Source organism: Ralstonia sp. RL, from assembly GCF_001683835.1.
Taxonomy (GTDB): domain Bacteria; phylum Pseudomonadota; class Gammaproteobacteria; order Burkholderiales; family Burkholderiaceae; genus Ralstonia; species Ralstonia mannitolilytica.
Map to the genome: position 1 here is coordinate 30,144 of NZ_LWRX01000095.1, position 25,896 is coordinate 56,039.

Annotated in this window: 21 protein-coding genes; 8 read left to right on the forward strand and 13 right to left on the reverse strand. The window is 61.7% G+C overall.

Annotated elements, in window-relative coordinates; translation table 11 throughout:
- Positions 1 to 15 precede the first annotated feature (15 nt).
- Positions 16 to 5,937, forward strand: coding sequence for a hybrid sensor histidine kinase/response regulator (locus A6M56_RS09140; protein WP_102080974.1), 5,922 nt, complete (start codon positions 16 to 18; stop codon positions 5,935 to 5,937).
- A 65-nt stretch (positions 5,938 to 6,002) separates the two neighbouring features.
- Here the strand turns inward: A6M56_RS09140 and A6M56_RS09145 are convergent, their stop codons facing one another.
- Entirely contained in the window at positions 6,003 to 7,550 is a 1,548-nt protein-coding gene (locus A6M56_RS09145; RefSeq protein ID WP_102080797.1) for a cryptochrome/photolyase family protein, read from the reverse strand.
- A 77-nt stretch (positions 7,551 to 7,627) separates the two neighbouring features.
- On the opposite strand from A6M56_RS09145, the gene A6M56_RS09150 reads away from it, so the two are divergent.
- From A6M56_RS09150 to A6M56_RS09180, 7 genes are all read left to right on the forward strand, one after another.
- Positions 7,628 to 8,380, forward strand: a complete 753-nt coding sequence (locus A6M56_RS09150) for a 16S rRNA pseudouridine(516) synthase (protein WP_102080798.1) — start codon at positions 7,628 to 7,630, stop codon at positions 8,378 to 8,380.
- Between the two features lie 83 nt (positions 8,381 to 8,463).
- Positions 8,464 to 9,036, forward strand: coding sequence for a YqgE/AlgH family protein (locus A6M56_RS09155; protein ID WP_045786142.1), 573 nt, complete (start codon positions 8,464 to 8,466; stop codon positions 9,034 to 9,036).
- Positions 9,029 to 9,472 carry a Holliday junction resolvase RuvX gene (ruvX, locus tag A6M56_RS09160; protein ID WP_045786143.1) on the forward strand — a complete coding sequence of 148 codons (444 nt, stop codon included), beginning with the start codon at positions 9,029 to 9,031 and terminating at the stop codon, positions 9,470 to 9,472. Before A6M56_RS09155 ends, ruvX begins: the two co-directional genes overlap by 8 nt.
- The gene (pyrR, locus tag A6M56_RS09165; protein WP_102080799.1) at positions 9,469 to 9,987 is read left to right on the forward strand and encodes a bifunctional pyr operon transcriptional regulator/uracil phosphoribosyltransferase PyrR; all 519 of its coding nucleotides are present in this window, start codon (positions 9,469 to 9,471) and stop codon (positions 9,985 to 9,987) included. Before ruvX ends, pyrR begins: the two co-directional genes overlap by 4 nt.
- Before the next feature lie 70 nt (positions 9,988 to 10,057).
- Positions 10,058 to 11,029: an aspartate carbamoyltransferase catalytic subunit gene (locus A6M56_RS09170; RefSeq protein WP_045786145.1), complete on the forward strand. Its 972-nt coding sequence runs from the start codon at positions 10,058 to 10,060 to the stop codon at positions 11,027 to 11,029.
- 7 nt (positions 11,030 to 11,036) lie between these two features.
- Positions 11,037 to 12,314: a dihydroorotase gene (locus tag A6M56_RS09175; protein WP_062737515.1), complete on the forward strand. Its 1,278-nt coding sequence runs from the start codon at positions 11,037 to 11,039 to the stop codon at positions 12,312 to 12,314.
- A complete protein-coding gene (locus tag A6M56_RS09180) occupies positions 12,301 to 13,119 on the forward strand; it encodes a lysophospholipid acyltransferase family protein (RefSeq protein ID WP_102080800.1) in 819 nt (272 codons plus the stop codon). The genes A6M56_RS09175 and A6M56_RS09180 overlap by 14 nt, the downstream gene beginning before the upstream one ends.
- A 10-nt stretch (positions 13,120 to 13,129) precedes the next feature.
- Here A6M56_RS09180 and A6M56_RS09185 read toward each other — a convergent pair whose 3' ends face one another.
- The 12 genes from A6M56_RS09185 to A6M56_RS09240 form a co-directional block, all read right to left on the reverse strand.
- The gene (locus tag A6M56_RS09185; protein WP_102080975.1) at positions 13,130 to 13,993 is read right to left on the reverse strand and encodes a symmetrical bis(5'-nucleosyl)-tetraphosphatase; all 864 of its coding nucleotides are present in this window, start codon (positions 13,991 to 13,993) and stop codon (positions 13,130 to 13,132) included.
- A 31-nt stretch (positions 13,994 to 14,024) separates the two neighbouring features.
- Complete coding sequence (locus tag A6M56_RS09190) at positions 14,025 to 14,885, reverse strand: GumC domain-containing protein (protein WP_286758080.1); 861 nt, start codon at positions 14,883 to 14,885, stop codon at positions 14,025 to 14,027.
- A 13-nt stretch (positions 14,886 to 14,898) separates the two neighbouring features.
- Positions 14,899 to 15,999, reverse strand: coding sequence for an MraY family glycosyltransferase (locus A6M56_RS09195; RefSeq protein ID WP_102080801.1), 1,101 nt, complete (start codon positions 15,997 to 15,999; stop codon positions 14,899 to 14,901).
- Positions 16,000 to 16,129: 130 nt separating this feature from the next.
- Positions 16,130 to 17,563 carry a mannose-1-phosphate guanylyltransferase/mannose-6-phosphate isomerase gene (locus A6M56_RS09200; RefSeq protein ID WP_102080802.1) on the reverse strand — a complete coding sequence of 478 codons (1,434 nt, stop codon included), beginning with the start codon at positions 17,561 to 17,563 and terminating at the stop codon, positions 16,130 to 16,132.
- A gap of 51 nt (positions 17,564 to 17,614) precedes the next feature.
- The gene (locus tag A6M56_RS09205; RefSeq protein WP_102080803.1) at positions 17,615 to 18,361 is read right to left on the reverse strand and encodes a glycosyltransferase family 2 protein; all 747 of its coding nucleotides are present in this window, start codon (positions 18,359 to 18,361) and stop codon (positions 17,615 to 17,617) included.
- Between the two features lie 9 nt (positions 18,362 to 18,370).
- Entirely contained in the window at positions 18,371 to 19,414 is a 1,044-nt protein-coding gene (locus tag A6M56_RS09210; protein ID WP_102080804.1) for a glycosyltransferase family 4 protein, read from the reverse strand.
- A gap of 19 nt (positions 19,415 to 19,433) precedes the next feature.
- On the reverse strand, positions 19,434 to 20,402 hold the full coding sequence (locus A6M56_RS09215; RefSeq protein WP_102080976.1) for a GDP-L-fucose synthase family protein: 969 nt from the start codon (positions 20,400 to 20,402) through the stop codon (positions 19,434 to 19,436).
- Positions 20,403 to 20,419: 17 nt separating this feature from the next.
- A complete protein-coding gene (gene gmd / locus A6M56_RS09220; protein ID WP_102080805.1) occupies positions 20,420 to 21,547 on the reverse strand; it encodes a GDP-mannose 4,6-dehydratase in 1,128 nt (375 codons plus the stop codon).
- Positions 21,548 to 21,598: 51 nt separating this feature from the next.
- On the reverse strand, positions 21,599 to 22,753 hold the full coding sequence (locus A6M56_RS09225) for an EpsG family protein (protein ID WP_286758081.1): 1,155 nt from the start codon (positions 22,751 to 22,753) through the stop codon (positions 21,599 to 21,601).
- Between the two features lie 92 nt (positions 22,754 to 22,845).
- Positions 22,846 to 23,625, reverse strand: a complete 780-nt coding sequence (locus A6M56_RS09230) for a 2OG-Fe(II) oxygenase (protein ID WP_102080807.1) — start codon at positions 23,623 to 23,625, stop codon at positions 22,846 to 22,848.
- A gap of 65 nt (positions 23,626 to 23,690) precedes the next feature.
- Entirely contained in the window at positions 23,691 to 24,632 is a 942-nt protein-coding gene (locus tag A6M56_RS09235) for a glycosyltransferase family 2 protein (RefSeq protein ID WP_102080808.1), read from the reverse strand.
- Between the two features lie 4 nt (positions 24,633 to 24,636).
- Positions 24,637 to 25,896 (reverse strand): oligosaccharide flippase family protein, encoded by a 1,260-nt coding sequence (locus A6M56_RS09240; RefSeq protein WP_102080809.1) that lies wholly within the window; start codon positions 25,894 to 25,896, stop codon positions 24,637 to 24,639.

Sequence of the window (25,896 nt, forward strand, 5' to 3'; positions counted from 1 at the left end):
TTTTTGGAAGCACACATGCGTCATCCATCTTCCGCCCAGCCCGAAACCGCTTCCTTTGAGGCGGCTGGAGCCCCTGCGCGCGCGCCGTCTTCCGTGCCGGCGCGCGACCTTTCTGCGCTCGCCTGGGTTGTGCCCAACATGCGCGCCGCGCTGGACGACGCGGTGCGCGAGTTCGGCGAATACGCGGCGGACGTCATTGCCCATCCGGAAGTCCTCGGCGCGCGCGATACGACGTCGCTGCGCCTGGCCGGCCAGTACCTGCACCAGGCTGCCGGTGCGCTGCTGATCGTCGGCCTGCGCGGTGTGGAGGTGTACTGCCAGGCCGCCAAGCGCCTGCTCGAAGCCGTCGATGCGGGCACCGTACCGGCCGATGTGCAGACGCTGGACGTGTTCTCGCGCGCCGTGCAGGCGCTGCAGGAATACGTGGCCGACCTGATGGCCGGCATGGCCGAAGAGCCGCTGCGCCTGTTCCAGCCGTATCAGGCCGTGCTCGCCCGCCTGGGCGAAGAGCGCATCCACCCGGCCGACCTGTGGGCCGACGAGTTGCGCCACCTGCCGGCGCTGCTGCTGCCCTCGCGTGACCTGGCGGGCCTGGCGCGCCTGCGCCGCAAGTTCGAGCTGGCGCTGTTGACCGCGCTGCGCGCCCCGGCCGGCGTGGATGGCCCCGACGCCGACCCGGCCGCCGCTGCCGCCGCGTACGCGCCGCTGGAAGACCTGCTGCACAACATCCGCGCACTCGAGCGCGAACCGCGCCGCGCCGGCGACGACCTCCAGCGCGATCTCTGGCTCGTGCTGGCGCTCACCTTCGGTGCGCTGCGCGCGGGCCTCGTGCCGGCCGACCTGATGGCCAAGCGGCTGGCCGCGCGCGTCAACCTGCTGCTGCGCCAGTATTCGCAGAACAACATCCAACTGCCGCAGGGCCTGCTGAACGACGCCCTGTACCTGCTGGCCGGCATGGCCTACGGCAACGCGCCTGCCGCGCCGGTCGGGGACGACACCCTGGGCCCGGACATCGTCGCCTGCGTCCAGGCGTTTGCGATTCCGCCCACGCACGCACCGGCCGGCGCCCTGCATACACGCCAGTACTACGCGTTGCTGCCCGCCGATGCCAGCGAGACGCTGCAGCGCGTCGGACGCACGCTCGACGCGCTCAGCCAGCAGCCTACGCCCGACGCCGAGGAACTCCACGCCGCGCTGCAGACGCTCGCGTTGCATACCGACACGCTGGGCCAGCCCGCATTGCGCGATCTGTCGCAACGGCTGGCAGAGGCGCGCGGTCACGACGTGGTGCCCACGCTGCAATTCCTGTCGCGCATGCTGGCGCGACCGTGGGCGCTGCATGGCGAATCCGGCGACCTGCGCAGCGCCTGGTTTGCCGCCCGCTGCGGCGAACTGGCCGAGCATGTGGGCGCCGTTGAGCGCGATCACGCCGAACCGGCTCCCGCCTGGCTGACGCTGCTGGCCCACGAAATCGCGCAGCGCCGCACCCGTGCCGAACAGGTCCGCGCGCTGCAGACGCTGCTGGCCTCTGCCGAAACGCACCTCGATGCGTTCGAGCGAGAGGGCGACGAGGGCGGCAGCCTGAACGAGGCTGCGCGGCTGTTTGGCGAGATGCACAACGCCTTCGCAGCGCTGGACGCCGGCGAGGCGCTCCATGCGACCGCGGCCGCCCAGTCCACCATCGCCGCGCTGCAGGCCACCGGCAGCGGTGCAGCCGCCGATCGCGAAAGCCATCTCGCCGCGCTGGCTGCCAACGTGAGCGGCCTGCAGAGCCTGCTCGACGCGCTGTCTGCCGGCACGGAGCTGAGCAGCACGCAGATCGACGAGATCGTCATCGAAGGTCGCCTGACCCCGACCGAGCGCGAGACCGCCTGGCGCGCGTTCGCATTCGATGCGGAATCGGGCATGCTCACCCGCCGCGAAACGCATACCGACGTGCAACCCAGCAGCGCGATCGAGGCCGATACCGCGTCGCCGCTGCACGCGCTGCTGGATCGCCTGCTGGCCAAGCAGCCGGTTGACCCCGCCGACCCGTTGGCCGCCGAGTTGCGCACCGCGCTGCAACAGGCGCGTGACGCCGCCGCCATCGACGACGACCCGGCCCGCCGCCGCCGTCTGGAAGAGGCGCTGGCCCAGTTCGATGCCTGGCAGGTGGGCAGCGCCGGCGCGCTCGAGCGGCTGCAGGCCGCACTGGCCGCGCCGGTGGCCGTGCCGGCAACGGGCCCCGCGCCCGCCGTGCCTGCGCGTGACACGCAATCCATCGATGCCGAACTGCTCGACATCTTCCTGTCCGAAGCCGAAGACGTGCTGGCCGGCGTGCGCACCGATCTGCAAGCGTTGCACGCCGCCGCGGATGCCGGCACGGGCGGTGTGGCCGCCGGCTCCGACCTGGATCTGCTCACGCAGCTGCGCCGGGCGTTCCACACGCTCAAGGGCTCCGGCCGCATGGTCGGCCTCACGCGCTACGGCGAAGCGGCCTGGGCCATCGAACAGGTCATGAACGTGTGGCTTGCCGAGAGCCGCGTGCCCACGCACGACCTCGCTGCGTTGCTCGCGCGCGCCGAATCGGAACTGTCGGCATGGGCGGCGGCCATTGCGCAGTCGCCGCAGGCCGATCACCCGATCGAACCGCTCGTCGCGGCGGCCGAGCGCGTGCGCCATGGCGGGCCGTTCGTGTGGCTCGAGACCGTGGCGCAGCCGCAGGAGGCGGCGCCCGCCGCGCCGGTCAACGATGCATCGTCGCTCGTCTGGGACGAACCGGCCGCTGCGGAGCCCGAGGCTCCGAACGTGCAGGCCGAAGGCTTGCAAGCGGAATCCGAAGACGCGGACGGCGAGTCCGGCGCTTCCATCGCCGCATTCACGGCGCCGCCCGCCGACTCGGACGCCGCGCCCGCCGCAGATGGCGACGCCAAGGTGATCCCGTTCCCATTCGCGCAGACCGGCGACCCCGAAGAGACCCCACACGACGACGGCGTGAAGGAGATCGGGCCGGTGCGCATCAGCGTGGCGCTGTACAACGTCTACCTGCAGGAAGCCGATGACCTGATCCGGCGCCTGGGCGTCGACTTTTCGGAATGGCGCCACGAAGGCCGCACGCCCCCGAGCGAGCTGGCCCTGCGTGCCGCGCACACACTGCAGGGCAGCTCCGCCGTGGTCGAACTCGAGCCCGTGCGCCAGTTGGCCGATGCGCTCGAGCAGGTGCTGCTGAACCTGCACAGCCGCCCGGTGGCGATGCACCCGGGCGATTTCCGTCTGCTCGACCAGGCCGTCGAGCGCATGCGCGGCATGCTGCATCAGTTTGCCGCCAGCGTGTGGCCCGATGCCGACGAGTCGCTGCGTCGTAGCCTGGGAGAGCTTTGCGAGCGCGTGCTGGTGCGCCCGCGCCTGCCGCTGGAGCCCGCGCCGCCGGTGTTGACCGACGCCGAACAAGCCGAGAACGAAACCGCCGGCCTGGCCGACGAAGCCGCATTCGAGCCGACCGGGATCACGCCGTCACTCGTGCCGGTATACGAGGCGCCCGCCGCAGAACCCGCCGTCGCCGAACTCGTGCGGCAGGCGCCGACCGACGCACTGGACCCGGCGCTGCTCGAAATCTTCCTCGAAGAGGCGCATGTCGCATTGCCGGAGCTCGGCCAGCAACTGCGCACGTGGGAAGCCGCACCGCAGGACCGCGCCACCGCCGGCCTGCTGCTGCGCAATCTGCACACCGTGAAGGGCAGTGCACGCATGGCCGGCGCCATGACGCTGGGCCAGGCCGCGCATGAAATGGAAAGCGCCATCGAGGCCGGCCTGCGGCAGAACCGGGTGGACGACGCGCTGTTCCGCAAGCTCTACGTCTGGTTCGACCGCATCCAGGCGCACGTCGATGCGCTGGGCGCGGGCAACGTGCTGCCGCTCGATGCGGGCCTGGCCGATGCGGCTGAGTCGCAGCAGGTCGCGCCCGACGCGCAGGCCCCGTCCGGCGCGTCGATGCTGCCGGCCGTGGCCGCGACGACCAGCGTGGACCTCGCCGGCACGCGCAGTGCCGAAGCCGAAGCCCTGGAAGTGGCCGAACGCCAGCGCGCCATGGTGCGCGTGCAGGCGCGCGCGCTCGATGCCCTCATCAACGACGCCGGCGAAGTCGGTGCGGCACGTGCGCGTCTGGAGTCCGAGGTCGATGCGCTCAAGACGTACCTGTCGGAACTGAACGACAACGTCGCGCGTTTGCGTGCCCAGGTGCGCGAGATCGAGATCCAGGCCGAAACGCAGATGGAGTCGCGCATTGCCGACGCCGCCGCGCACGCCGAAGCGTTCGACCCGCTGGAGTTCGACCGCTTCACGCGCCTGCAGGAACTCACGCGCATGATGGCCGAGAGCGTGAACGACGTGGCGACGGTGCAGCAGAACCTGTTCCGCGGCTTCGATCAGGCTTCGCTCGACCTGGAAACGCAGGCACGCCTCACGCGCGGCCTGCAGCGCAGCCTGATGCGCGCGCGCATGGTGCAGTTCGATACGGTGGCCGATCGGCTGTATCGCGTGGCGCGCCAGGCCGCCGCCGAAACCGGCAAGGAAGTCCGCCTGTTCATCAAGGGCGGTACGGTGGAGCTGGACCGCAGCGTGCTGGACCGCATGGGCGGACCGCTCGAGCACATGATCCGCAACGCCGTTGCGCACGGCATCGAGCCCGCCGACGAGCGCCGCGCCAAGGGCAAGGCCCCGGCCGGCGAGCTGACGCTGGAAGTGCAGCAGGAAGGCAACGAGGTCGTGCTGCATTTCGTGGACGACGGCGCGGGCCTCAACCTCGACCGCATCCGCGCGCGGGCGCTCGAGCGCCAGTTGCTGGCCCCCGACGAGGAAGCGAGCGACGCGCGCCTGACCGAGATGATCTTCACGCCGGGCTTTTCCACCGCCGACCAGGTGTCGGAGCTGGCGGGCCGCGGTGTCGGCATGGACGTGGTGCGCGCCGAGACCGTCGCCCTGGGCGGCCGGATTTCGCTGCAGACCACGCCCGACGTCGGCACGCGCTTCACCATTCACCTGCCGTTGACGACGGCGATTACGCAGGTGCTGCTGGTGCGCGTGGGCGAGCGTGTGTATGCGATCCCGTCGGGCATGATCGACCACGTGCAGCAGCTGCGCCCACAGGCGCTTGCCGAGGCGTACAACGCGGCGGCGCTGCAATTGCCGAGCGGTCCGGTGCCGTTCCATTACTTCGGCGCGCTGCTTGAAGAGGCGCAGGCCGTTACGGGTGGGCGCAAGTATTCCCCGGCCGTTGTGGTGCGCAGCGGTGCGGACCGTGCCGCCGTGCACGTGGACGAAGTGATCGGCAACCGCGAAGTGGTGGTCAAGCACATCGGCCCGCACCTCGCACGCCTGGAGGGCATTGCCGGTGCCACGACGCTGGGCGACGGCGAGATCGTCCTGATCTACAACCCGGTGGTGCTCACGCAGCGCTTCGAGCGCGAAGCCGCCGCACTGGGCCTGCCGCAAGCCGACCAGGAAACGACGGGCGCGGTGGCCGAGCTGCAGCGCAACGGCAGCACCGATGCAGTGCCGGGCCTGGCCACCGCGCCGATCGTCATGGTGGTCGACGATTCGCTCACGGTGCGCAAGGTCACGCAGCGTCTGCTGACGCGCTCCGGCTATCAGGCCGTGCTCGCGCGCGATGGTGTGGATGCGCTGCGTCAGCTGCAGGAGATCACGCCCGACGCGATGCTCGTCGACATCGAAATGCCGCACATGGACGGCTTCGACCTCACGCGCAACGTACGCGCGGACGAGCGCATCGGAGCCACGCCGATCATCATGATCACCTCGCGCACGGCGGACAAGCACCGCCGCTACGCAGCGGAGATCGGCGTGAATGTCTACCTCGGCAAGCCGTACAACGAAGAGGAGCTGCTGCAGCATCTGCGCACGCTGATCGGCGAACGCGCGCCGGCCGCCAACCTGGGGTGATGCCCCGCCGCGCGGGAACGACAACGGGCAGGTGTGTTACCGGCCCGTTGCGTTTGGTGCGCGCTTCACTCGTTGCCGCTCTTGCGTAATGCAGCCGCTTCGGCGCCCGACGTGCGGTTTGCCTTGGTGATCGCGTAGCGCTCGAGCGTAGCCGCGCGTGCGCCCGCGTGGTCGACGATGGGCCGCGGGTAGGTCTCGCCGAGCACGACGCCCGCTGCCTTCAACACGTCGGCGGGCGCGGTCCAGGGCGCGTGGATGTACCGGTCGGGCAGCTTCGCCAACTGCGGCAGGTACTTGCGGATGAAGCGGCCCTGCGGGTCGAACTTCTCCGATTGCGTGACGGGGTTGAAGATGCGGAACCACGGTTGCGCATCGCACCCGCTCGATGCCGCCCATTGCCAGCCGCCGTTGTTGGCGGCGAAGTCGAAGTCGTTGAGGACGTCGGCAAAGTACTGCTCGCCGCGCCGCCAGTCGACGCCCAGGTCTTTGATCAGAAAGCTGGCTGCCACCATGCGCAGGCGGTTGTGCATGTAGCCGCTCTGGTGGATCTGCAGCATGGCGGCGTCCACGAGCGGGTAACCGGTGCGCGCCGCCTTCCACGCCGCGAAGCGCGCCTCGCCGGTTTCGCCGTCTACCCAGCGGATGCGGTCGAACTCCGGGTGGAACGACGCTCCATCGGCCAGGTCCGGGCGGTGATGCAGGATCATGAAATAGAAATCGCGCCAGATCAGCTCCGACAGCCACGTTGCCGCACCCCGGCTGCCACGCAGCATGGCGGCATGCGCGTGCGCGGCTACTGTGCGGATCGACACGGTGCCAAAGCGCAGATGCGTCGACAGGTAGCTGGGCCCGCGCAGGGCCGGGAAGTCACGCCGCGCATGGTAGTCGTCCATGCGGCCTTCGAAATCGTCGAGCAGCGTCTGGGCGCCGCGCATGCCGGTAGGCAAGGCGATGTCGGCGAGATTCGAGCGCACGAAGCCCAGCGCTTCCAGCGAAGGCGTGGCGCGTGCAAGTGCGTGCGGCTTGGCGAGCGCGCCAAAGTACGGCTCCGTCGGATACGCGCGCACATCGAACGGCGAGAGCGCCGCCAGCCACGCGTTCTTGTAGGGCGTGAACACGCCGTATGGCTTGCCCTGGCCGTTCACGATTTCACTGCGCTCGAAGATCACCTGATCCTTGAAGTCGAACCAGGCGCACGGCTGCTGCGCCAGCGCCTTGCGCACCGCTTCGTCGCGGGCTTGCGCTTGGGGCTCCTCGTCGTGGTTCGCGAAGACGGCCTGCACGTCGAGCTGGCGGGCGATGCGCGGGACGGCCTCGCGCGGGTGGTCGTGCACGACGATGAGGTCGCCGCCGGCCTCGCGCAACACGCTACGCAGTTCCTCGACGGAGGCAAGGATGAACTCCACGCGCCGGTCCGCCTTGAGGCCGCGCGCAAGTAGCGCATCCAGGATGTCGCGGTCGAACACGAACACGCAATAGACTTCGCGGCAGTGGCGCAGGGCATAATGCAGCGCCGCGTGGTCGATGTGCCGCAGGTCACGCCGGAACCACACCAGTCCGCGCTCGAAATGCGCTCCAATGTCATAGGGTTGGCGGGGTCCGGTGGGCGGCATGCTGTGTGGTCGGTGGGTTTCGGATCGGCCGAGCGTATCGCAAAATCGGCGCGCTTTTTCTTTTTCACGTTGTCGTCATGGCTGATTCTCCTGCCCGTCTCCCGCTGTACCGCATCCTGCAATCGCAGGGGTTTGGCACGCGCCGCTATTGCAAGGACCTCGTGCTGGCGGGGCTCGTGTCCATCGACGGCGTCGAGATGGAAGACCCCGACGCGCTGGTCGATACCGCCGGACTGGTCCTCGACGTGGACGGCGAGCGCTGGACGTACCACGCTCGCGCTTACCTGATGCTGAACAAGCCTGCCGGCGTGGAGTGCTCGCAAAAGCCGAAGCATCATCCGAGCGTCTACACGCTGCTGCCGGTGCCGCTGCGCGAGCGCGGCGTGCAATGCGTCGGACGGCTCGATCAGGACACCACCGGTTTGCTGCTGCTCACCGACGACGGCCAGTTCGTCCACACGCTCACCAGCCCGCGTCATCAGGTGCCCAAGGTGTACGAGATCACCACCGCCGAGCCCGTGACCGATGCGCAGGTCGCCCAGCTGTGCGCCGGCGTGCTGCTGGCCGATGAAGACGAGAACGTCGCCGCCGCCTGGGCCGAGCGCGTGGACTCGCACCACCTGCGCATGGCGCTCACGCAGGGCAAGTATCACCAGGTGAAACGCATGGTTGCCGCGGCTGGCAACCACGTCGCCGCATTGCACCGCAGCGCCATCGGCGGACTGTCGTTGGGCCACGATCTGGCCCCTGGCGCGTGGCGCTGGCTGGACCCGGCAGACCTGGAGGCGCTCAATGCCACGCCGGCACGCCCCGATAGCTCGGGTGCTTGAGCCGCCACAAAAAACCCTGCGCCCCGCGCCGTTTCCTCCAAATGGAAGGGGCGATGACCGGGCCCTTTTGGTAAACTAGCCGCATGGCCTCGCCGGACGCACCCATCAATCTCACGAACCAGTTCCTCATCGCTATGCCCGGCATGGCGGACTCCACGTTTTCGGGCACGGTCGTGTACATGTGCGAGCACAACGAGCGCGGCGCGCTCGGCCTCGTGATCAACCGGCCCATCGACATCGACTTGGCGACGCTGTTCGACAAGATCGACCTCAAGCTCGAAATCCACCCCCTCGCAGAACAGCCCGTGTATTACGGCGGCCCGGTGCAGACCGAGCGCGGCTTCGTCCTGCATGACGCCACGGGCGCGTATTCGTCGTCGCTGGTGGTGCCGGGCGGGCTGGAAATGACCACCTCCAAGGATGTGCTCGAAGCCGTCGCCCAGGGCGGCGGGCCGCAGCGCTTCATCCTGACCCTCGGGTATGCCGGCTGGAGCGCCGGCCAGCTGGAAGACGAAATCGGCCGCAACGGCTGGCTGACCGTCCAGGCCGATCCCGACATCATCTTCAACGTGCCGGCCGAGGAGCGGTTTGCTGCCGCGCTGAACCTGCTCGGCATCAACCCCGCCATGCTGTCGGGCGAGGCAGGGCATGCCTGAGCCCGCATTGTCTGCGGGTCGGGCAGTCCACGCCGGCGTGCCGGCCGAAGGCACCTTGCTGGCATTCGATTACGGCGAAAGGCGCATCGGCGTGGCGCTGGGCAACACGATCTCGCGCTCGGCACGGGCGCTGGAGACGATTCCCAATCGCTCGGTCGATTTCCGCTTTGCGCAGATCACGCGCCTGGTCAACGAATGGCAGCCGGTCGGCTTCGTGGTCGGCATGCCCGTACACCCCGATGGCGAAGAGCAGCCGATGATCAAGCTCGCCAAGCGCTTCGGCAATCAATTGCACGGCCGCTACGGCCTGCCGGTCACGTGGGTGGACGAGCGCTATTCGTCGATCGCCGCGCAGGATGCCGGGGCTTCCGACGATGTGCTCGACGCCGAGGCCGCGCGCATCATCCTCCAACAGTTTTTCGACGAACTCGCATGACATCGCAACAGATCGATGCCGAGGCGCTGTACCAGAGCCTCGTTGCACAACTGCGCACGCGCATGGCCGAGGGCCACACCTGGTCGATCGCCGGAATCGTGAGCGGCGGCGCCTGGATCGCCAAGCGCCTGGCGCATGACCTCGGCTTGTCGGAATACGGCGTCGTCAACGTCGCCCTGCACCGCGACGACTACGCCAAGAAGGGCCTGCACGCCAAGGCGCAGCCGACCACGCTGCCATTCGACGTGAACGAGCGCCGCATCCTGCTGGTGGACGACGTGCTGGCCAGCGGCCGCACCATCCGCGCGGCCATCAACGAACTGTTCGACTACGGCCGCCCCGCGGCGGTGGAGTTGGCCGTGCTGGTGGACCGCGGCGAACGCCAACTGCCTGTGGCGCCGGATTACATCGGTGAACGCGTCTCGCTGCCCGCCAACGAATCGCTCGTGCTGGGCGAAACGGGCGAGGGCAGCGCCGCGCGCTTCACGTTCACGCGCGAGCCCAAGGGTGCCTGAGCTTGCGCGTTGCATCGCTTCTGCTTTGTCCTGTCCTGACTTGACCTGACCTCGTCGCTTTTCGTTTCTCATGCCCAAGACTTTCGCCAACCCGCAGCTCACGAAAAACGGCGAGCTCAAGCACCTGCTGTCGATCGAGGGGCTGTCGCGCGACATCCTCACGCACGTGCTGGACACCGCGCAGCAGTTCGTGTCCGTCTCGGACGCCGACCGCGAGGTCAAGAAGGTGCCCTTGCTGCGCGGCAAGAGCGTGTTCAATCTGTTCTTCGAGAACTCCACGCGCACGCGCACCACGTTCGAGATCGCGGCCAAGCGGCTGTCGGCGGACGTGATCAACCTGAACATCAACGCGTCGTCCACGAGCAAGGGCGAATCGCTCCTGGACACGATCAACAACCTGTCGGCCATGCAGGCCGATATGTTCGTCGTGCGGCATGCAAGTTCGGGCGCGCCGTACCTGATTGCCGAACACGTTGCGCCGCATGTGCACGTGATCAACGCCGGCGATGGCCGCCACGCGCACCCCACGCAGGGGCTGCTCGACATGTACACCATCCGCCACTACAAGAAGGATTTCTCCAACCTGACGGTGGCGATCGTCGGTGACATCCTGCACTCGCGCGTGGCGCGTTCCGACATCCACGCGCTGACGACGCTGGGCTGCGCCGAAGTGCGCGCCATCGGGCCGCGCACGCTGCTGCCGAGCGGCCTCGAACACATGGGCGTGCGGGTCTTCCACAGCATGGAAGAGGGGCTGCGGGGCGTTGACGTCGTCATCATGCTGCGCCTGCAGAACGAGCGCATGAGCGGTGCGCTGCTGCCGTCCGCGCAGGAGTACTTCAAGGCCTATGGCCTGACGCAGGAGCGCCTGGCGCTGGCCAAGCCCGACGCCATCGTGATGCACCCAGGCCCGATGAACCGCGGCGTGGAGATCGACTCCGCCGTGGCCGACGGCGTGCAGTCGGTGATCCTGAACCAGGTGACGTTCGGCATCGCGGTCCGCATGGCCGTGATGGGCATCGTGGCTGGCAACAACGACTAAGAAACCGATGAAACTGCATATCAAAGGTGGCCGCCTGATCGACCCGGCCAACGGCATCGACGCGCAACAGGATCTGTACATCGCGGCAAGCAAGGTCGTGGGCGTGGGCCACGCACCGGCGGACTTCCATGCCAACAAGACGATCGACGCGACGGGCCTGATCGTTTGCCCGGGCCTGATCGATCTGTCTGCCCGCTTGCGTGAGCCGGGCTTCGAATACAAGGCGACGCTCGAGTCGGAAATGGCCGCGGCGATGGCGGGCGGTGTCACGTCGCTGGTGTGCCCGCCGGATACCGACCCGGTGCTGGACGAGCCAGGCCTCGTCGAGATGCTGAAGTTCCGCGCGCGCAACCTGAACCAGGCGCACGTGTATCCGCTCGGCGCGCTGACCGTCGGCCTGAAAGGCGCCGTGCTGACCGAGATGGCCGAGCTGACCGAATCGGGCTGCGTGGGCTTCTCGCAAGCCGATGCGCCGATGGCCGACACGCAGGTGCTGATGCGCGCGCTGCAATATGCGCAGACGTTCGGCTTTACGGTCTGGCTGCGCCCTGAAGACCCGTACCTGGGCAAGGGCGGCGTGGCGGCGAGCGGGCCGCTGGCTTCGCGGCTTGGCCTCTCAGGCGTGCCGGTGATGGCCGAGACGGTGCGCCTGCATACGATCTTTGAACTCATGCGCAGCACCGGCGCACGCGTGCACCTGTGCCGCCTGTCGTCGGCCGCCGGCGTCGAGCTCGTGCGCCGCGCCAAGGCGGAAGGCCTGCCTGTGACGTGCGACGTGAACGTCCACCACATTTCGCTGACGGACGTGGACATCGGCTACTTCAATTCGCAGATGCGCTTCGTGCCGCCGCTGCGCTCCGGCCGTGATCGCGACGGCATCGTGCGCGGCCTGGCCGACGGCACCATCGACGCGATCTGCTCCGACCACACCCCCGTGGACGACGACGAGAAGCTGCTGCCGTTTGCCGAGGCCTCGCCCGGCGCGACGGGCCTCGAAACGCTGCTGCCGCTGACACTGCGCTGGGCCGCCGAGCACAAGGTCGAGCTTCCGAAGGCTCTCGCGCGCATCACCAGCGAGCCGGCCCGTGTGCTGGGCTTGCAGGCGGGCTCGCTGGAAGTCGGTGCGATGGCCGATGTGTGCGTGTTCGACCCCGAGGCGACGTGGAAGGTCGAGCCGCGCAGCCTGCGCAGCCAGGGCAAGAACTCGCCGTACCTCGGTTTCGAGTTGGCCGGCCGCGTGCGCGCTACGCTGGTCGCGGGCCATCTCGCCTATGACGCGCAGTGACGGCGGCATGAGCGACGTCGCGCCCGAGGCCACGTCTTCGGCTCCAGCGGCGTCCGTGCCGCAGCGCAAGTTCGTGCTGCGCAAGCTGCGGCTGCTCGTGCATCTGGCCGAAGGCATCGTCACCTGCGCGCTGCTCTTCTGGTGGATCGGGCCGCGCGCCAAGCAGGCGCTGATCCAGCGGTGGTCGCGCAAGCTGCTGGCATTGTTCCGCGTCTCATTGGTCGTGCGCGGCGAAACCGCCGACGCCAAGGACCTGGCCGGCTCGATGCTGGTGTCGAACCACGTGTCGTGGCTCGACATCTACGCGATCAACAGCTGGCACCCGCCGCGCTTCGTTGCCAAATCGGAGATCCGCTCCTGGCCGGTGATCGGCTGGCTGTGCGCCCAGACCGGCGTGCTGTTTGTCGAGCGCGCCCGCAAGCGCGACGCGCACCGCATCATGCACGCCATCGCGGATGCGCTGCGCGCGGGCGATGTCGTGTGCGTGTTTCCGGAGGGCACGACGTCGAGCGGGCTGCAACTGCTGCCGTTTCACGCCAACCTGTTCCAGGCGCCGGTGAGTGCCGGCGCGCCGATCCGCCCGCTGGCGCTGCGCTATCGCATCGCCGCCACGGGCGAGTTGACGACGATCCCCGCGTACATCGACGACCTGACGCTGCTCGATTCCGTCAACGCCATCCTCAACGGGCCGCCGCTGGTGGTGGAAGTCTTCGTGGGGGCCGCGATGGCCCCTGAGATGGACCGTCGCGCGCTGGCCGCGCACAGCGAGCAGGCCGTCGCCGCGCTGATCCACCGCGCGGGCTAGGGCGTTTCAGCTACTTCGCCTTGTGGGCGAGCGGGTCCTGCGCCTGCTCGCACGACACCTGCACGACGCTTCGATCGGCCGGCGCCAGCGCCAGCTTGGCCGCTGTAAGCTTGCCGCCCCACACGCAGCCCGTATCCAGGCCCATCACGTCGTCGCGCATCACCAGCCCGCGCGTCGACCAGTGTCCAAAGACGATCGGCGTGCCGCGTGTGCGTCGACCGGGCACGTCGAACCACGGCATGTGGCCGTCCGGCGCGCCGTCGGCATCCGTGGTCTCGAATTCCATCGTGCCGTCGGGCTTGCAGAATCGAAGGCGGGTGAGGGCGTTGATGGTCAGGCGCAGACGGTCCATGCCCACGAGATCGGGGCTCCACTTGTCGGGCTGGTTGTCAAACGCGTCGGCCAGGAAGGTCTTCCAGTGTGCGCTGCGCAGCTCCCGCTCGACTGCGCCCGCGAGCTCCAGCACGTCGCCGGTGGTCCATTGGGGCAGTACCCCGGCATGGACCATCAGGAAGCTGTTCTCGAAGATCGCCAGCGGTTGATGGCGCAGCCACGTGATGAGCTGGTCGCAATCCGGTGCGGCCAGGATGTCGGCGATGGTGTCGCGCTTGCCGGGCTTGCGTACGCCGGCAGCGACCGCCAGGAGATGGATGTCGTGGTTGCCCAGGACGGTGCGGGCCCGCCCCGCCTCGCATAGGGCGATCACCTGGCGCAGCGTGGCCAGGGAGTCGGGGCCGCGGTTGATGAGGTCGCCGACGAAGCGCAGGGGGGTGTTGGGGGGGATTTGTGCCAGCAACTTCGCAAGAGCCAAACAGCAACCCTGCAAATCGCCAATTGCGTAGGGTTCGATAACTTGCGGAGGGCTGGTAACCATGTTGGGCATTGTCAGCAAAGCGGGGAAGAGGCTAAGCGAGATGCTTTTTTTCGCGCCATGCGCCAAGCAGTACGCCAACGATGAGTCCTGCCATCACGCCTAGTAAGCCAAAAACCGATTTCTGCGGATATATCGGCTTTCGACTTATGTCCACGTCTCCCAATGCCCGCGTGTTGAACGTAAGCTCAGGATTGAGTTGCTCTTGCAGTGCAGATTTGCGCAAGCGCAGGGTTCTGATTTCTGCATCATTCCGACTGATCAGCTCGCTTAACAACACGCTTTCGGAAAACCGGCCAGCTCCAGCCTGTGCCAAGCTCGACTTGGCAATTTTATCAAGCTCCGCCCGCCGAGCTAGCTCGGTATTCAGCGCCGTGGAAACCTCTTGTAGATCGGACGCCAATCGACCGATGGAAGCTTTAGCTAGTAAGGCGTGCTCATTGATGAGTTCGCGTTCATACGCTTCCGCATATTGCTTGGCTCGTGCGTCACTGAAGCCTCGGACTGTGATTGAGATGAGATCTGCATTGCGAATCAACATGGCGCGAGCCGAGCCGCGGATGATGTCCGTTTCTTTGTTGACGTCAGTGGCCAACGGCAGTCCAAGTTGTGTTAGGACGGCATTTTCGAAAGAGCCAAGCTTGACGCGTTCCAAAGCTCGCGGCGGTGGCTCAATATATGTAACCCCATTTTGGCCAGTGGGGCCCGAATATATCTGACCAACTTGCAGTACGACGGTGGCTGACCACTCTTTGGGAATCGTCATCGCAATGCCGACTGAAAGTATCCCCCCAGTTAGTGTCGTTGCTGCCAACACGGCTGCATTGCGCCGGGCGAACTCAATAATGTCCGTAATCCCGAAGCCGGATTCTTCATCAAGTCTGTTGATAGTCATGCTCTGTCAATCGTCAATTCTTCTTGTCGATAATCATCCAACGTGGGGACTTGAAGCGAACAATGCTCCAGTAGAGCCAAACGTAGGTGATGATGAAAACGAGGATGAAGGGCACCAAGACCGCAGTGTTGTGCCAGAATAGGGTCGCAGGCGCGACTGCAAGAAGACTGAGCATCCAGAGGTAGGGCGCTGTCATGGAGTTACGGCGCAGGCGCTGGCGTTCTTCTTTCGAGCCGATTGCCCAGCGTAGCAGGCGCTTATAGATGAGCGTGTGCAAATGTACACCGTCGGGATAGCCCGCAGGTACACCACGTAGAATACGTCTGCGGTAAATAGAGAATAGTGTCTCAAAGATCGGATAGATCACCATCAGCACTGGGTACCAAGCCGAAACATTCGGGTGGCGCATTACAAGGATGATGGCGAGTTCCGCCAGCATGAAACCTACAAAATAGGCGCCGCCATCACCCAGGAATATATGGCCACCCGGGAAATTCCAGATGAAGAACCCAAGGATTGCCCCAATCATCGTAAATGACACGGCAACGATAAACGCATCACCAACTTGAAAAGCAACGTAGGCCAGTGATAAGAACATCATGGCGGAGATCATCGAGGCCAAGCCATTAAAGCCGTCAATGATGTTGATCGCGTTGGCAAGGCCGGCAACTGCCACCATCGTCAACGGCACGGCAATAATGGCTATATGCAGGATTGCATCCACCGAATTCACATCAATGCGAACGATTCTGGCATCAAGAAGCCAGGCGGCCATGAGCGCAGAGATCATGGTCGCAATCAAGCGCTCGCGAGGACTTACCTTTTTTGTGATGTCTTCGATCGTCCCGGCGGCAAATGCAGCAAGCGCGCTGACGCCGAGCAGCATGGATTGGTGTGCAACCCAATGCGGGCCGCGGATGTACAGGCTCAGGATCACTGCTACAAAGCCGATTGTGATTGCTAGGCCGCCAATCCGCGGCACTGGCCGCGAGTGATTCTTTTGGACACCGGCAAGATCCCAGTCGGCCGAAAAATGCGCGTGCATATGTGCATATCGGACGATGACCAAGCTCATCAGGAAGGAAACAAGGAAACCGAGACAAAGGCTCAGCATAGCAATCTCACGAAATCTCTCTCTTCGCAGCACCGAACCCTGTGATGTTGACGCTCGACAGGATTCGGTGCGGCCGCGAGCAAGTCTTAGTTTCTAGACGCCATCAAGGCGCTGCATGTAACAGGCTTGGTTATTTCTGTTCGGCGGTACGGCCATAGTGGTCTTCGAACCGGACGATATCGTCTTCTCCCAGATAGGCGCCCGACTGAACCTCAATAAGCTCCAGCGGGATATGGCCGGGGTTTTCAAGCCGATGCGTTGTTCCAAGCGGGATGTACGTGGACTCATTCTCTGCCAGCAACAAGGATTTTTCGCCGCAAACGACGCGTGCCGTCCCTTTCACAACGATCCAATGTTCGGCCCGGTGATAGTGCATCTGCAGACTTAGCGACGCGCCTGGCTTGACAATGATGCGCTTAACCTGGAAACGATCGCCTTGATCAATGCCTTCGTAGCTACCCCACGGGCGGAACACACGGCGATGCAGCATGGATTCTGAGCGACCTGCTGCTTGCAGCTGCGCAACGATAGTCTTCACGTCTTGCACGTTATCCTTGTGGGCAACCAAGACGGCGTCGGCTGTTTCCACAATGATGAGATCCTTGACGCCCAAGGTTGCAACCATCCTGCCGTCAGCCCGGATATAGCACCCCTGGCAATCATGGGCGAAGACGTCACCGATGAGCGAGTTGCCGTTCTCATCGCGCTCGGTGATATCCGCTAGCGCAGACCAAGAGCCGATATCGTTCCAGCCCAGCTCTGAAGCTTTGACAACGATGGCATTGTCGGTATGTTCCATGACCGCATAGTCGATCGAATCGCTGGCACATGCTTCGAAAGGCTCGCGTGCCAGCCGTAGGAAGTCCAGGTCATTTGCTCCTTGAGCGACGGCGTCCCGTACGGCAGCGAGCATTTCAGGCTGGTATTGACCGAGTTCGTTCAAATACACGTCGGCCCGGCACATGAACATGCCGCTGTTCCAGAGATAGTCGCCGGACGCTAGAAATTCTTGTGCAGTCTCCAGATCCGGTTTTTCGACGAATCGCTTCAGCGAATACAACTCATGTGCGCTTTCAGGATGCTTGCCATGCAAGATGTAGCCATATCCGGTATGTGGCGAATCGGGTTCGATGCCAAACGTAGCAAGTCGTCCCTTGCTCACGGGCTCCGTTGCTATTCCGATTAAGCGCGAAAACGTATCAACATTCTCGATAGCATGATCGGAGGGGAGGATTAATAGTATCGTTGCCGGATCAGATTCGGCGGCGACAATCGCTGCCGCAGCAACAGCGGGAGCCGTATTGCGTCCCACTGGTTCAAGAATGATCTTGCTGGGCTCGATCCCGATATCGCGCAATTGCTCTGCTACCAGAAAACGCTGTTCCTGGTTGGTAACAACTATCGGCGGCTGAGCTTGGGGTAGGGCGACTGCCCTAGCGGCGCACTGCTGCAGCAGGGTCTTGTCGCCGTTCAGCGCGAGGAATTGTTTGGGGTAACCAGCTCTGGAGGCGGGCCACATGCGTGTGCCACTGCCGCCGCAGAGAATGACCGGAACGATGTTCATGATGATGAATTCAGATGGCTGAGTGAACTACTGTTTATATTGAGGCAGCGTCTACTTGCGGAGAAACTGGGGCAATTTACACAGGTTTTTTAGCACCAGCGTATACAAGCCGCCGATGCCGTTGATTTGTTGCGCCCGCAGATCCTCCCGGCTTTTGCGCACGATGTTGGCGAGCGAACGGTTGCTCGCCCCCCCTAAGCGCATGCGAACGAGCACCTGGTCAATGTATGCGAGTTTAGCGCCGTGCTTTCCGACGAAGCGCAGCACAGATTCGTAGTCCGCCGAAATGCGAAACGACGTGTCGAACAATCCTGCCGCCTCATACAGACTGCGCTTAACGTAGAACGTGGGATGCGGCGGCATCCAGCCTCGTAGCAGGCTATTGGGTTTGAACTCGCCGCTACGCCAGTAGCGGATGGTTCGGTTAGGGTCGTTGCTACTCACGTAAAGCAGGTCCCCGTACACGGCGTCAACGTCTCGCTCAGCAAAAGTGCGAGCGATGGTAGCCAGTACCTCGGTATTTTCGAAGAGGTCGTCAGAGTGAAGAAATCCGATGACGTCCCCTGTTGCCGCGCGAATCCCCTTGTTCAGTGCGTCGTAGATGCCCTTGTCCGGTTCGCTGATGAAATACGCAAACCGATGACGGTATTCGTTGAGGATATCGACGGTGCCGTCGCGAGAACCGCCGTCGATCACGATGTACTCGACGTCAGGCCAGGTTTGCGACAGGACCGACTCGATGGCATCTCGCACGGTGGAGCAGCTATTGTAGGTGGCTGTAATGACGCTGATTTTCATAAGGCAAGATCAGGGCGAGGCAAGAGACGCATATAGGGCTCGCGTGTCGGCATAGGTTTTTTCCCAGCTGAACTGCGCAGCCTGGCGAAAGCCTGCTGTGCGCAACCGCATACGTGTAGCGGGATCGCGCAGTCCATCCAGGGCGCTAGAGATGAGGTCAATATCGGCATCTTCGAGCAATAGAGCTGCGTCACCCGCAACATCGGGAATCGAGGATGCGCGCAGTGCGACGACGGCGCATCCGGCTCGCATTGCCTCGATGACGGGAATGCCGAATCCTTCGTAGGCGGAGGGATACAGCAGGCAAAAGGCGCTGTTATAGAGCGCGTTCAGCTCGGCGTCCGTGACGAGTCCCGCGTGCTGATAACGCGTTGGCAGGATGCGATCAAGGAGGGTAATCTCGCTTTCCGAAAATGATCCACCACCAACAGCGACCAAGCGCAAATCCTTATGCCGAGCGACCGCACGTGCGGCTGCCAAGAAATTCTTGTAGCCGCCGCGGGCGCCGACGAACAGCACGACGTTACGGTCGGCATCATCGGGTTGCGCGGTCAGTGGTGCATAGTTTTCTGAAACCCCGTTGTGGATGACCACGACACGATCTTCAGAGATGTCGGGTAAGAACTTCAGTAGATCTCGACGCGTGTTCTCCGAAATGCAGATGATTTTTTCGGAGGCGCGAATCGCCGCAAACTTCTGCGCACTATGCACCCAGCGCCGTGGACCTTTGGCAAAGAGCTCGTATGTGAAGTCGTGTACCGTGGTGACGTTGCGAACTCCGCCGCCGCGAACCACCCGGTAATACGTCGAATGAAAAATCGTTGGACCCTTGATCTGAGGTGCACGATAGCGTTCCAACGTGCGCATCGTAAGCTGCATGGTATCCGGTGATCGCACAATCTCGGCGGGCAGCCTGCCACCGTAGCTGAGCACGCGCATGCTTACCTGATCGCGAGCCAGCCGCCGTAGCAGTTCGTTGGCATAGACCGTGATGCCTCCATGGCTCTGGAGCCGGTAGATGATGGCATCAATGGTCAGGGTTGCACTATGCATGTCGGCATTGGGTGTGTTGTCAATGACTCGCTGCCAGTTGTGCCAGAAAGTCCCGGTATGCGGCAGTCAATCCATTGTCGAAATCCATCTCGTGCGTCCAGCCAAGCTCGCGGATTCGACTGACATCCAACAACTTGCGCATCGTGCCGTCCGGCTTGCTTGTGTCGAATACCAAGCGCCCTTGATAACCGACGGCACGGCACACCGATTCGGCCAGCTCACGAATCGTGATGTCGACACCCGTACCGATGTTGACGAGTGGTGGATGGTCTGCTGTCAGCAATTGGCTGTAGCGGGCATCGTCCAAGTTCGCCAGATGCACGCAGGCGCGCGCCATGTCGGTGCTAAATAGAAACTCCCGGCGGGGTGTGCCGGTTCCCCACACAATCATTTCTTCGGCCCCCGAACACTTGGCGTCATGCGCCTTACGGATCAGGGCTGGAATGACGTGACTATTTTCGGGGTGGTAGTTATCGCCAGGCCCATAAAGATTCGTCGGCATCGCTGCGATAGAGCGGGTGCCGTGCTGACGGTTGAAGGACCAGCAAAGCTCGATTCCTGCAATCTTTGCCAACGCATACGGCTGATTGGTCTGCTCGAGAGGACCCGTCAGCAGGTAGCTTTCCTTGATCGGCTGTGGGCATTCGCGAGGGTAGATGCAACTGGATCCCAGAAAGATCAGTCGATCAACCCCCCGCGCGTGTGCAGCCTGGACGATGTTGCACTCCATCATCAGATTTTGATAGATGAAGTCAGCGCGATAGACATTATTGGCATGAATGCCACCGACCTTTGCTGCAGCCAGAAAAACATGACGTGGCTTTTCCGCGGCAAAGAATGCCTCGACGTCTTGTTGTCTGGTCAGGTCGAGTTCGGCATGTGTGCGAAGGATCAGATTGGTGTAACCGAGTCGTCGCAGTTCGCGCACGATCGCTGACCCGACCATACCGCGATGGCCCGCAACGTAAATTGGAGCATCAAGCTCCATGTATGGCTTTGCGTTGATCATTCGTGATAATCCATCGCCTTGAAACCGTGTGCCTTGACCAATTGGTCACGGCGAGCGGTTTCGTAATCGCTCTTCACCATTTCGCTGACCAATTCCGCGAACGACGTGCGCGGCTTCCAGCCAAGTTTTTGATGAGCCTTCGTCGGATCGCCAAGCAGCGTTTCCACTTCGGTGGGCCGGAAGTAGCGCGGGTCTACTCGAACGACCACTTCGCCAGGCTTGATGGGGCTTTCGTCGCCGGAGTTGGACACCACGATGCCAACCTCGTCGACGCCTGTGCCTTCCCAACGCAATGTGATACCCAGCTCGAGAGCCGCTGCCTCCACGAACTGACGCACGCTGTATTGAACGCCGGTCGCGATCACGAAATCTTCCGGCTGCTCCTGCTGCAGCATCAGCCATTGCATCTCGACGTAGTCGCGCGCATGGCCCCAATCACGCAACGCGTCCATGTTGCCGAGATACAGGCATTCCTGGAGCCCCAGTTTGATTCGAGCTATGGCGCGCGTGATCTTGCGCGTCACAAAAGTCTCGCCACGGATGGGAGACTCGTGGTTGAACAGGATGCCGTTGCACCCATAAATGCCATACGCCTCACGATAATTGACGGTGATCCAGTAGGCATACAACTTCGCAACTGCGTAAGGGCTACGTGGGTAGAAGGGCGTCGTTTCCTTCTGGGGAATTTCTTGCACGAGGCCATAGAGCTCTGACGTGGAAGCCTGATAGAACCTGGTCTTCTTGGCCAAGCCCAAGATTCGGATGGCTTCCAGAATGCGCAGTGCACCAATGCCATCGGCGTTGGCGGTGTACTCCGGCTCCTCGAACGAGACAGCAACGTGACTCTGTGCGGCGAGGTTGTAGATTTCGTCAGGTTGTACCTGCTGGATAATACGGATCAGGCAGGTGGAGTCGGTCAGGTCACCGTAGTGGAGAACGAAGTTACGTCCGCGGACATGCGGGTCTTGATACAGATGGTCAATGCGGTCCGTATTAAAAAGGGAAGCACGCCGCTTGATGCCGTGAACTTCGTAACCTTTGCTCAAAAGAAACTCAGCAAGGTAAGCACCATCTTGTCCGGTGACCCCGGTGATCAGAGCAATTTTTTTTGGTTGAAGTGACATTGTTCTCTCCAAAAATCTATTTCGACTTGCGCGAAGCAAGTAAATCAAAATTTATTCACAAAGATTGCCTTCGCCTAAATTAATAAGAAGATTGCATTTTCTTGTTGTTTCATAGCGAAAGTCGACGTTATTTTTTATCCAATGACTCACGTACGTTTGATACGCCATGACATCCGGGCCAATGATTGGGTCCATGAAGGGGCGTGCAGCTTGTCCGATCAGAAATGCGATAATAATCCATCGTGCCGAGGTTTCTTGCGTTATTGGCTTTGCATTTAGAACCTTGTTCGCTCGGAAGAAGACTGCAAAGCAAAGTACGGCAAATGGGAAGAAGTAATAGCTTAGGCGGAAGAATATAATTGATATTCTGGAAACTAAGGCAATTCCGATGAATAAGAGCGCGCAACAAAAAACGGTGTGCGTAAGATCCTCGGTTTCAAATATTTTTCGTCGACTGGCTAATGCGCATAACAAAGCAGCATCAAGAAAGAATCCAAGCCCAATGACGCTGCGGTTGTAGCGTTCTGAGTCGGCGTAGTATTCCAGTTTGCGAGCGAAGGTATTTGAATCGAGGCCAATTGAGTTTAGAAGCCCGGAAATTTCCTGCAGTTGGCTGAGAAGTAACCCGGATGCTATGCAAAAAATAGCGATTGCGGCGTATCGAAATTGAGCCGGAATCAATAGGATGATCATTGGTGCCATAGCTGCGAGCGCCGATGCGTGAAAAAAAGCAGCCATTGCAACCATTGCAATGTATTGAAGGTATTTTCTTCTGACTAAGTATTCGATACCCAGCAATACAATGGAAAGCGCAAGCGCTTGCCGAATTTGTTCGACGTAAACATACCAGCCGTAGAGAAGGACAAAGCAAAGCACTGCCAATCCGCGGTTTTGCAGTTGCTTGGAAAAGCGAAGCAGACAGAGGACATTGACGATGGCAATGAAAAACACTACAGCTTGGTAGTTCAGTGTTGCTGCCATCGAAAGGATCGCGTGAAAACCTGGTTCAAATTCGAGCAATCCTTCGGAGCAGATGCTTTCCGATAAACATTGGTATGCTTTAAAATAGTTGATCCAGTCGAATCCATTGGCATATCCAAGTCCCCAGAAGCAGAGCAGCGCCAAGCCCGACAACCACACATAGCGGTTGCCGTTCTTTAGTGCCGTTAGGCCGGCGACGAGCGCGTAGAGCGCTGCTAGTTGCATAGGTCGGATCGAAAGGTTAATTGAGGTGCAAAAGGAATCCTTACCCCGGTCTGCAAGCAATTGGGGTGAGGAGCAGCCGCGTCATTTCGTACTTACTTCTCGGTTCGATACACACTTGAAGAGTGAGCGACGTTAGAGCGCAGTTGAATGATGCGATCTACCTCCTCGTCGTCCTTCTGGTCTGCTCGTGGAGCGAACAGCGCGCGGCCGCGCGGGCTAGCATCATCCTCCGGTTCGCAAAGGTAGTAGACCGCAAAACTCTTGCGAAAAATATCCGATGGCTGAGTCAATGGACGCGACATGCCATGCCAAGAGTTTTGTGTCGTATCGAAGAGAATGGCTCGATTGAAGCGCGGCGCGACTTCGACTGCCAGCGCGCCGGGCTGGTTGGTGTCGGGATCGTGATGCCAGAGGCCCAGGTGGCCACCATGCTCCTCCTGCAATTCCGGCGAGAGGTAGATGATGATGTTGAGCTTGCGCTGCAGCTTAAGTTTCGGGTGAATCGAATAGTCAAGGTGGGGGTTTAGGTTGCCACCGGAGGCATGAATGTGCCATCCGCCCCCATGCAATCCGTTATCGGGAAACAAGGGTTTGCCGACTGCGGCGGAGAGCAGCCCAACGAATTCTGGTGAATTCAAATATGAGAACGCCCGGTATGTGAGATCTGGGAATACATTCCAGTCGTTGAGGGCTTTCTTGTCTTCGATTGGGTTCTTGTAATAGAACCACTTCTCCGAATCATATTGGAGAAACTGCTGGCTTAACTGGTGGGCGATGCTCTCTTCAAAGAAGTCATCGATGATGCAGTGATGGAAGGGCTGACCTTGCTGGAAGCTGGCTAAGCTAGCCAGCGTTGACGGCATATTAATCATATTGATTCTCCGGACTCGGTGCCGCGCTTTTTATGCTCGCGGCATTGCTTGTCGTCAAGTTGCTTTCAGTGCGGGCTGCGAGCAGATAAAAGAAAAGCAAGCGCAAAAGTTAATGAGAAGGGAACCTGTCCCTTTGCATATGGCAGTACGTATCGTGCAATAAATTTCAATCGTCCGACCAGATCGGTAGCAACTAGCAGGTTCTTTTGTCGCATAGCCTCTCGATCGGAGTCGCGCCGCCCAAGTTCTGCCAGTTGTTGCTTGACTCGGATGGCACGATTGGTGATGCGCCGCCAGTACCAGCTAAATCGCCGAATTTTCTGGATCGGATTCGTCAGCATCGCACCCATATCATTGTTGCTATGTTGACGATACAGCACAAATGATCGATCCAAATAAACAATGCGTCCATGCAGGGCGGCTTGTAGCGCAAACCATTGATCGTGCATGATGGCGCTACAAGGGACCGGCGTCGCAAGCTTGGCCAAAGCGCGATTGAATCCGACAGAGCAACCATAGACGGAGCTGAACCAGAGCAAATAATCTGCGTGCAGATTCCGCATCGGATCCAAGTTGCGATACCGGTACAGGCTTGGGCTGATCTCCGTTAGGTTTTCAGTCACGATAGTTAAATCCGAGAATACCAGCACAGGAGTATCGGATTTATCACCTTCCGCTTCCGCCGTTGCTGTCACTAGCTCAGATACCTTGTTCGGCAACCAGATATCATCTTGGTCTGCAAACAGGATGTAATCCGCATTGGAATACTCCATGGCCTTGCTGAAATTGGCCGCGACACCGCCTTGCCTCTCAAGGTTTACGATCCGGATTCTGGGTTCTGCTGCAGCCCATGCGTGCAGCATGGGGACGGTTTGATCTTGGGAGCCATCGTCACTGACAAGCAGGGTCCATTGTGCGAAATCCTGCTGTTGCAATGATTGGATAAAGGCATCGAGAAAACGCTCCCCATTGTATGTGGCGAGTACGATGTCGACTGTTTTATTCATTGCACTAAACTATGAGAGTGCGACCCGGTTGCAACGGGCGGGCGCATTTGCAAAAAATCAGCACCATGGCGCCAGTGGCGAGGAACTCGGTAAGGTATACCGAGACAATTAAACCAGTTCCCTTCCAGGCAAAAATCAGTGGGATGGCGTAGATCAGGTGGCAGAACCCGCATATTAGATAGATGCGGCTCATCTTACCCGACTGCCCGGCTCCCAAGAGTCCCCACTGCCCAATCGTGATGGCAATTGCAATAATCAATGGCAAACCAGCAAGCAGCCGAAGGTAAAACGCGGCGGGTTGCAAATCTGGGCCAAGGTAATGCGAGGTAATGGGTTCGCTCCCGAAGATGAATAGAGTGCCGGCAGCGATGGCAAGTGTGACAAGCAACGCGCCTCCTTTTTTCATCAACCGGCGAGCGTCATCTTGTCGGCCTTCAGAAAAGGCCAGACTCACGCGAGGGTAGATTGCTTGGGCAATCGGTTGAAGCACGCCTTGGGCTGCAAAACGCAATTTGTCTGCGGCGCTGAAATAAGCGACATCGCTCGATGTGCCGAACAAACCGAGAAGGACCGTATTCAGTGTCGTATAAAAACTGATCGCGATATTGGCCAGAAACATCGACCATCCGTCTTTCATCGCTGCCCACGTGCCTTGCCACGACGGACGAAGCAAGGACGCGGTGCGGTGATACCGAATCAGTCCCACGGCTATCAAGCCGGCAAAGAGAGTTCCTGCATTTTGAAGTACCGCCGCAGACACCAAGTCTCGATCATCGTGAACCGTGAGAAAGATTGCGATAACAGCTAGGATGCGAGCCGTGCTGGAGGCAAGCACTAGCAGTTTCATGTCCTCCAGACCTTGAAAGAGCCAGAGTGGTAACAGCACACTCCCAATCACGCCGACATAACTTGCTGACACGAGCAATGCCATACCCTCGAACTTTGGCACGATGCTGACCAATGCCATCACAAAGGCGTACCCGGCGGCTGCGAGGACGGTTTTCGCTGCAAGTGTGTCCGTGAAAATGCGCGACACCGCTTGCCGGTCGCTTCGGGCAATGGAGATGCGACGAGTTGCGGTCAGATTGAATCCGTACTCAGTTAGCATTACCAAGTACTGTGTCAACGCTTGCGCAAGAGCAAGGCGTCCGAACGCATTCACGCTGAGCACGCGACCAAGATATGGCAGCGTCAGCAGCGGGAGCAGATAGTTCGACGCTTGAACGATCGTCAACAGCAGGATATTGGTGCGCAACTTCGCCAT

What these genes read in the sequence shown, in the direction of transcription:
- A6M56_RS09140 (WP_102080974.1), top strand. Translation starts at nt 16, where the DNA reads ATGCGTCATCCATCTTCCGCCCAGCCCGAAACCGCTTCCTTTGAGGCG.
- A6M56_RS09145 (WP_102080797.1), bottom strand. Translation starts at nt 7,550, where the DNA reads ATGCCGCCCACCGGACCCCGCCAACCCTATGACATTGGAGCGCATTTC.
- A6M56_RS09150 (WP_102080798.1), top strand. Translation starts at nt 7,628, where the DNA reads ATGGCTGATTCTCCTGCCCGTCTCCCGCTGTACCGCATCCTGCAATCG.
- A6M56_RS09155 (WP_045786142.1), top strand. Translation starts at nt 8,464, where the DNA reads ATGGCCTCGCCGGACGCACCCATCAATCTCACGAACCAGTTCCTCATC.
- ruvX (WP_045786143.1), top strand. Translation starts at nt 9,029, where the DNA reads ATGCCTGAGCCCGCATTGTCTGCGGGTCGGGCAGTCCACGCCGGCGTG.
- pyrR (WP_102080799.1), top strand. Translation starts at nt 9,469, where the DNA reads ATGACATCGCAACAGATCGATGCCGAGGCGCTGTACCAGAGCCTCGTT.
- A6M56_RS09170 (WP_045786145.1), top strand. Translation starts at nt 10,058, where the DNA reads ATGCCCAAGACTTTCGCCAACCCGCAGCTCACGAAAAACGGCGAGCTC.
- A6M56_RS09175 (WP_062737515.1), top strand. Translation starts at nt 11,037, where the DNA reads ATGAAACTGCATATCAAAGGTGGCCGCCTGATCGACCCGGCCAACGGC.
- A6M56_RS09180 (WP_102080800.1), top strand. Translation starts at nt 12,301, where the DNA reads ATGACGCGCAGTGACGGCGGCATGAGCGACGTCGCGCCCGAGGCCACG.
- A6M56_RS09185 (WP_102080975.1), bottom strand. Translation starts at nt 13,993, where the DNA reads ATGGTTACCAGCCCTCCGCAAGTTATCGAACCCTACGCAATTGGCGAT.
- A6M56_RS09190 (WP_286758080.1), bottom strand. Translation starts at nt 14,885, where the DNA reads ATGACTATCAACAGACTTGATGAAGAATCCGGCTTCGGGATTACGGAC.
- A6M56_RS09195 (WP_102080801.1), bottom strand. Translation starts at nt 15,999, where the DNA reads ATGCTGAGCCTTTGTCTCGGTTTCCTTGTTTCCTTCCTGATGAGCTTG.
- A6M56_RS09200 (WP_102080802.1), bottom strand. Translation starts at nt 17,563, where the DNA reads ATGAACATCGTTCCGGTCATTCTCTGCGGCGGCAGTGGCACACGCATG.
- A6M56_RS09205 (WP_102080803.1), bottom strand. Translation starts at nt 18,361, where the DNA reads ATGAAAATCAGCGTCATTACAGCCACCTACAATAGCTGCTCCACCGTG.
- A6M56_RS09210 (WP_102080804.1), bottom strand. Translation starts at nt 19,414, where the DNA reads ATGCATAGTGCAACCCTGACCATTGATGCCATCATCTACCGGCTCCAG.
- A6M56_RS09215 (WP_102080976.1), bottom strand. Translation starts at nt 20,402, where the DNA reads ATGGAGCTTGATGCTCCAATTTACGTTGCGGGCCATCGCGGTATGGTC.
- gmd (WP_102080805.1), bottom strand. Translation starts at nt 21,547, where the DNA reads ATGTCACTTCAACCAAAAAAAATTGCTCTGATCACCGGGGTCACCGGA.
- A6M56_RS09225 (WP_286758081.1), bottom strand. Translation starts at nt 22,753, where the DNA reads ATGCAACTAGCAGCGCTCTACGCGCTCGTCGCCGGCCTAACGGCACTA.
- A6M56_RS09230 (WP_102080807.1), bottom strand. Translation starts at nt 23,625, where the DNA reads ATGATTAATATGCCGTCAACGCTGGCTAGCTTAGCCAGCTTCCAGCAA.
- A6M56_RS09235 (WP_102080808.1), bottom strand. Translation starts at nt 24,632, where the DNA reads ATGAATAAAACAGTCGACATCGTACTCGCCACATACAATGGGGAGCGT.
- A6M56_RS09240 (WP_102080809.1), bottom strand. Translation starts at nt 25,896, where the DNA reads ATGGCGAAGTTGCGCACCAATATCCTGCTGTTGACGATCGTTCAAGCG.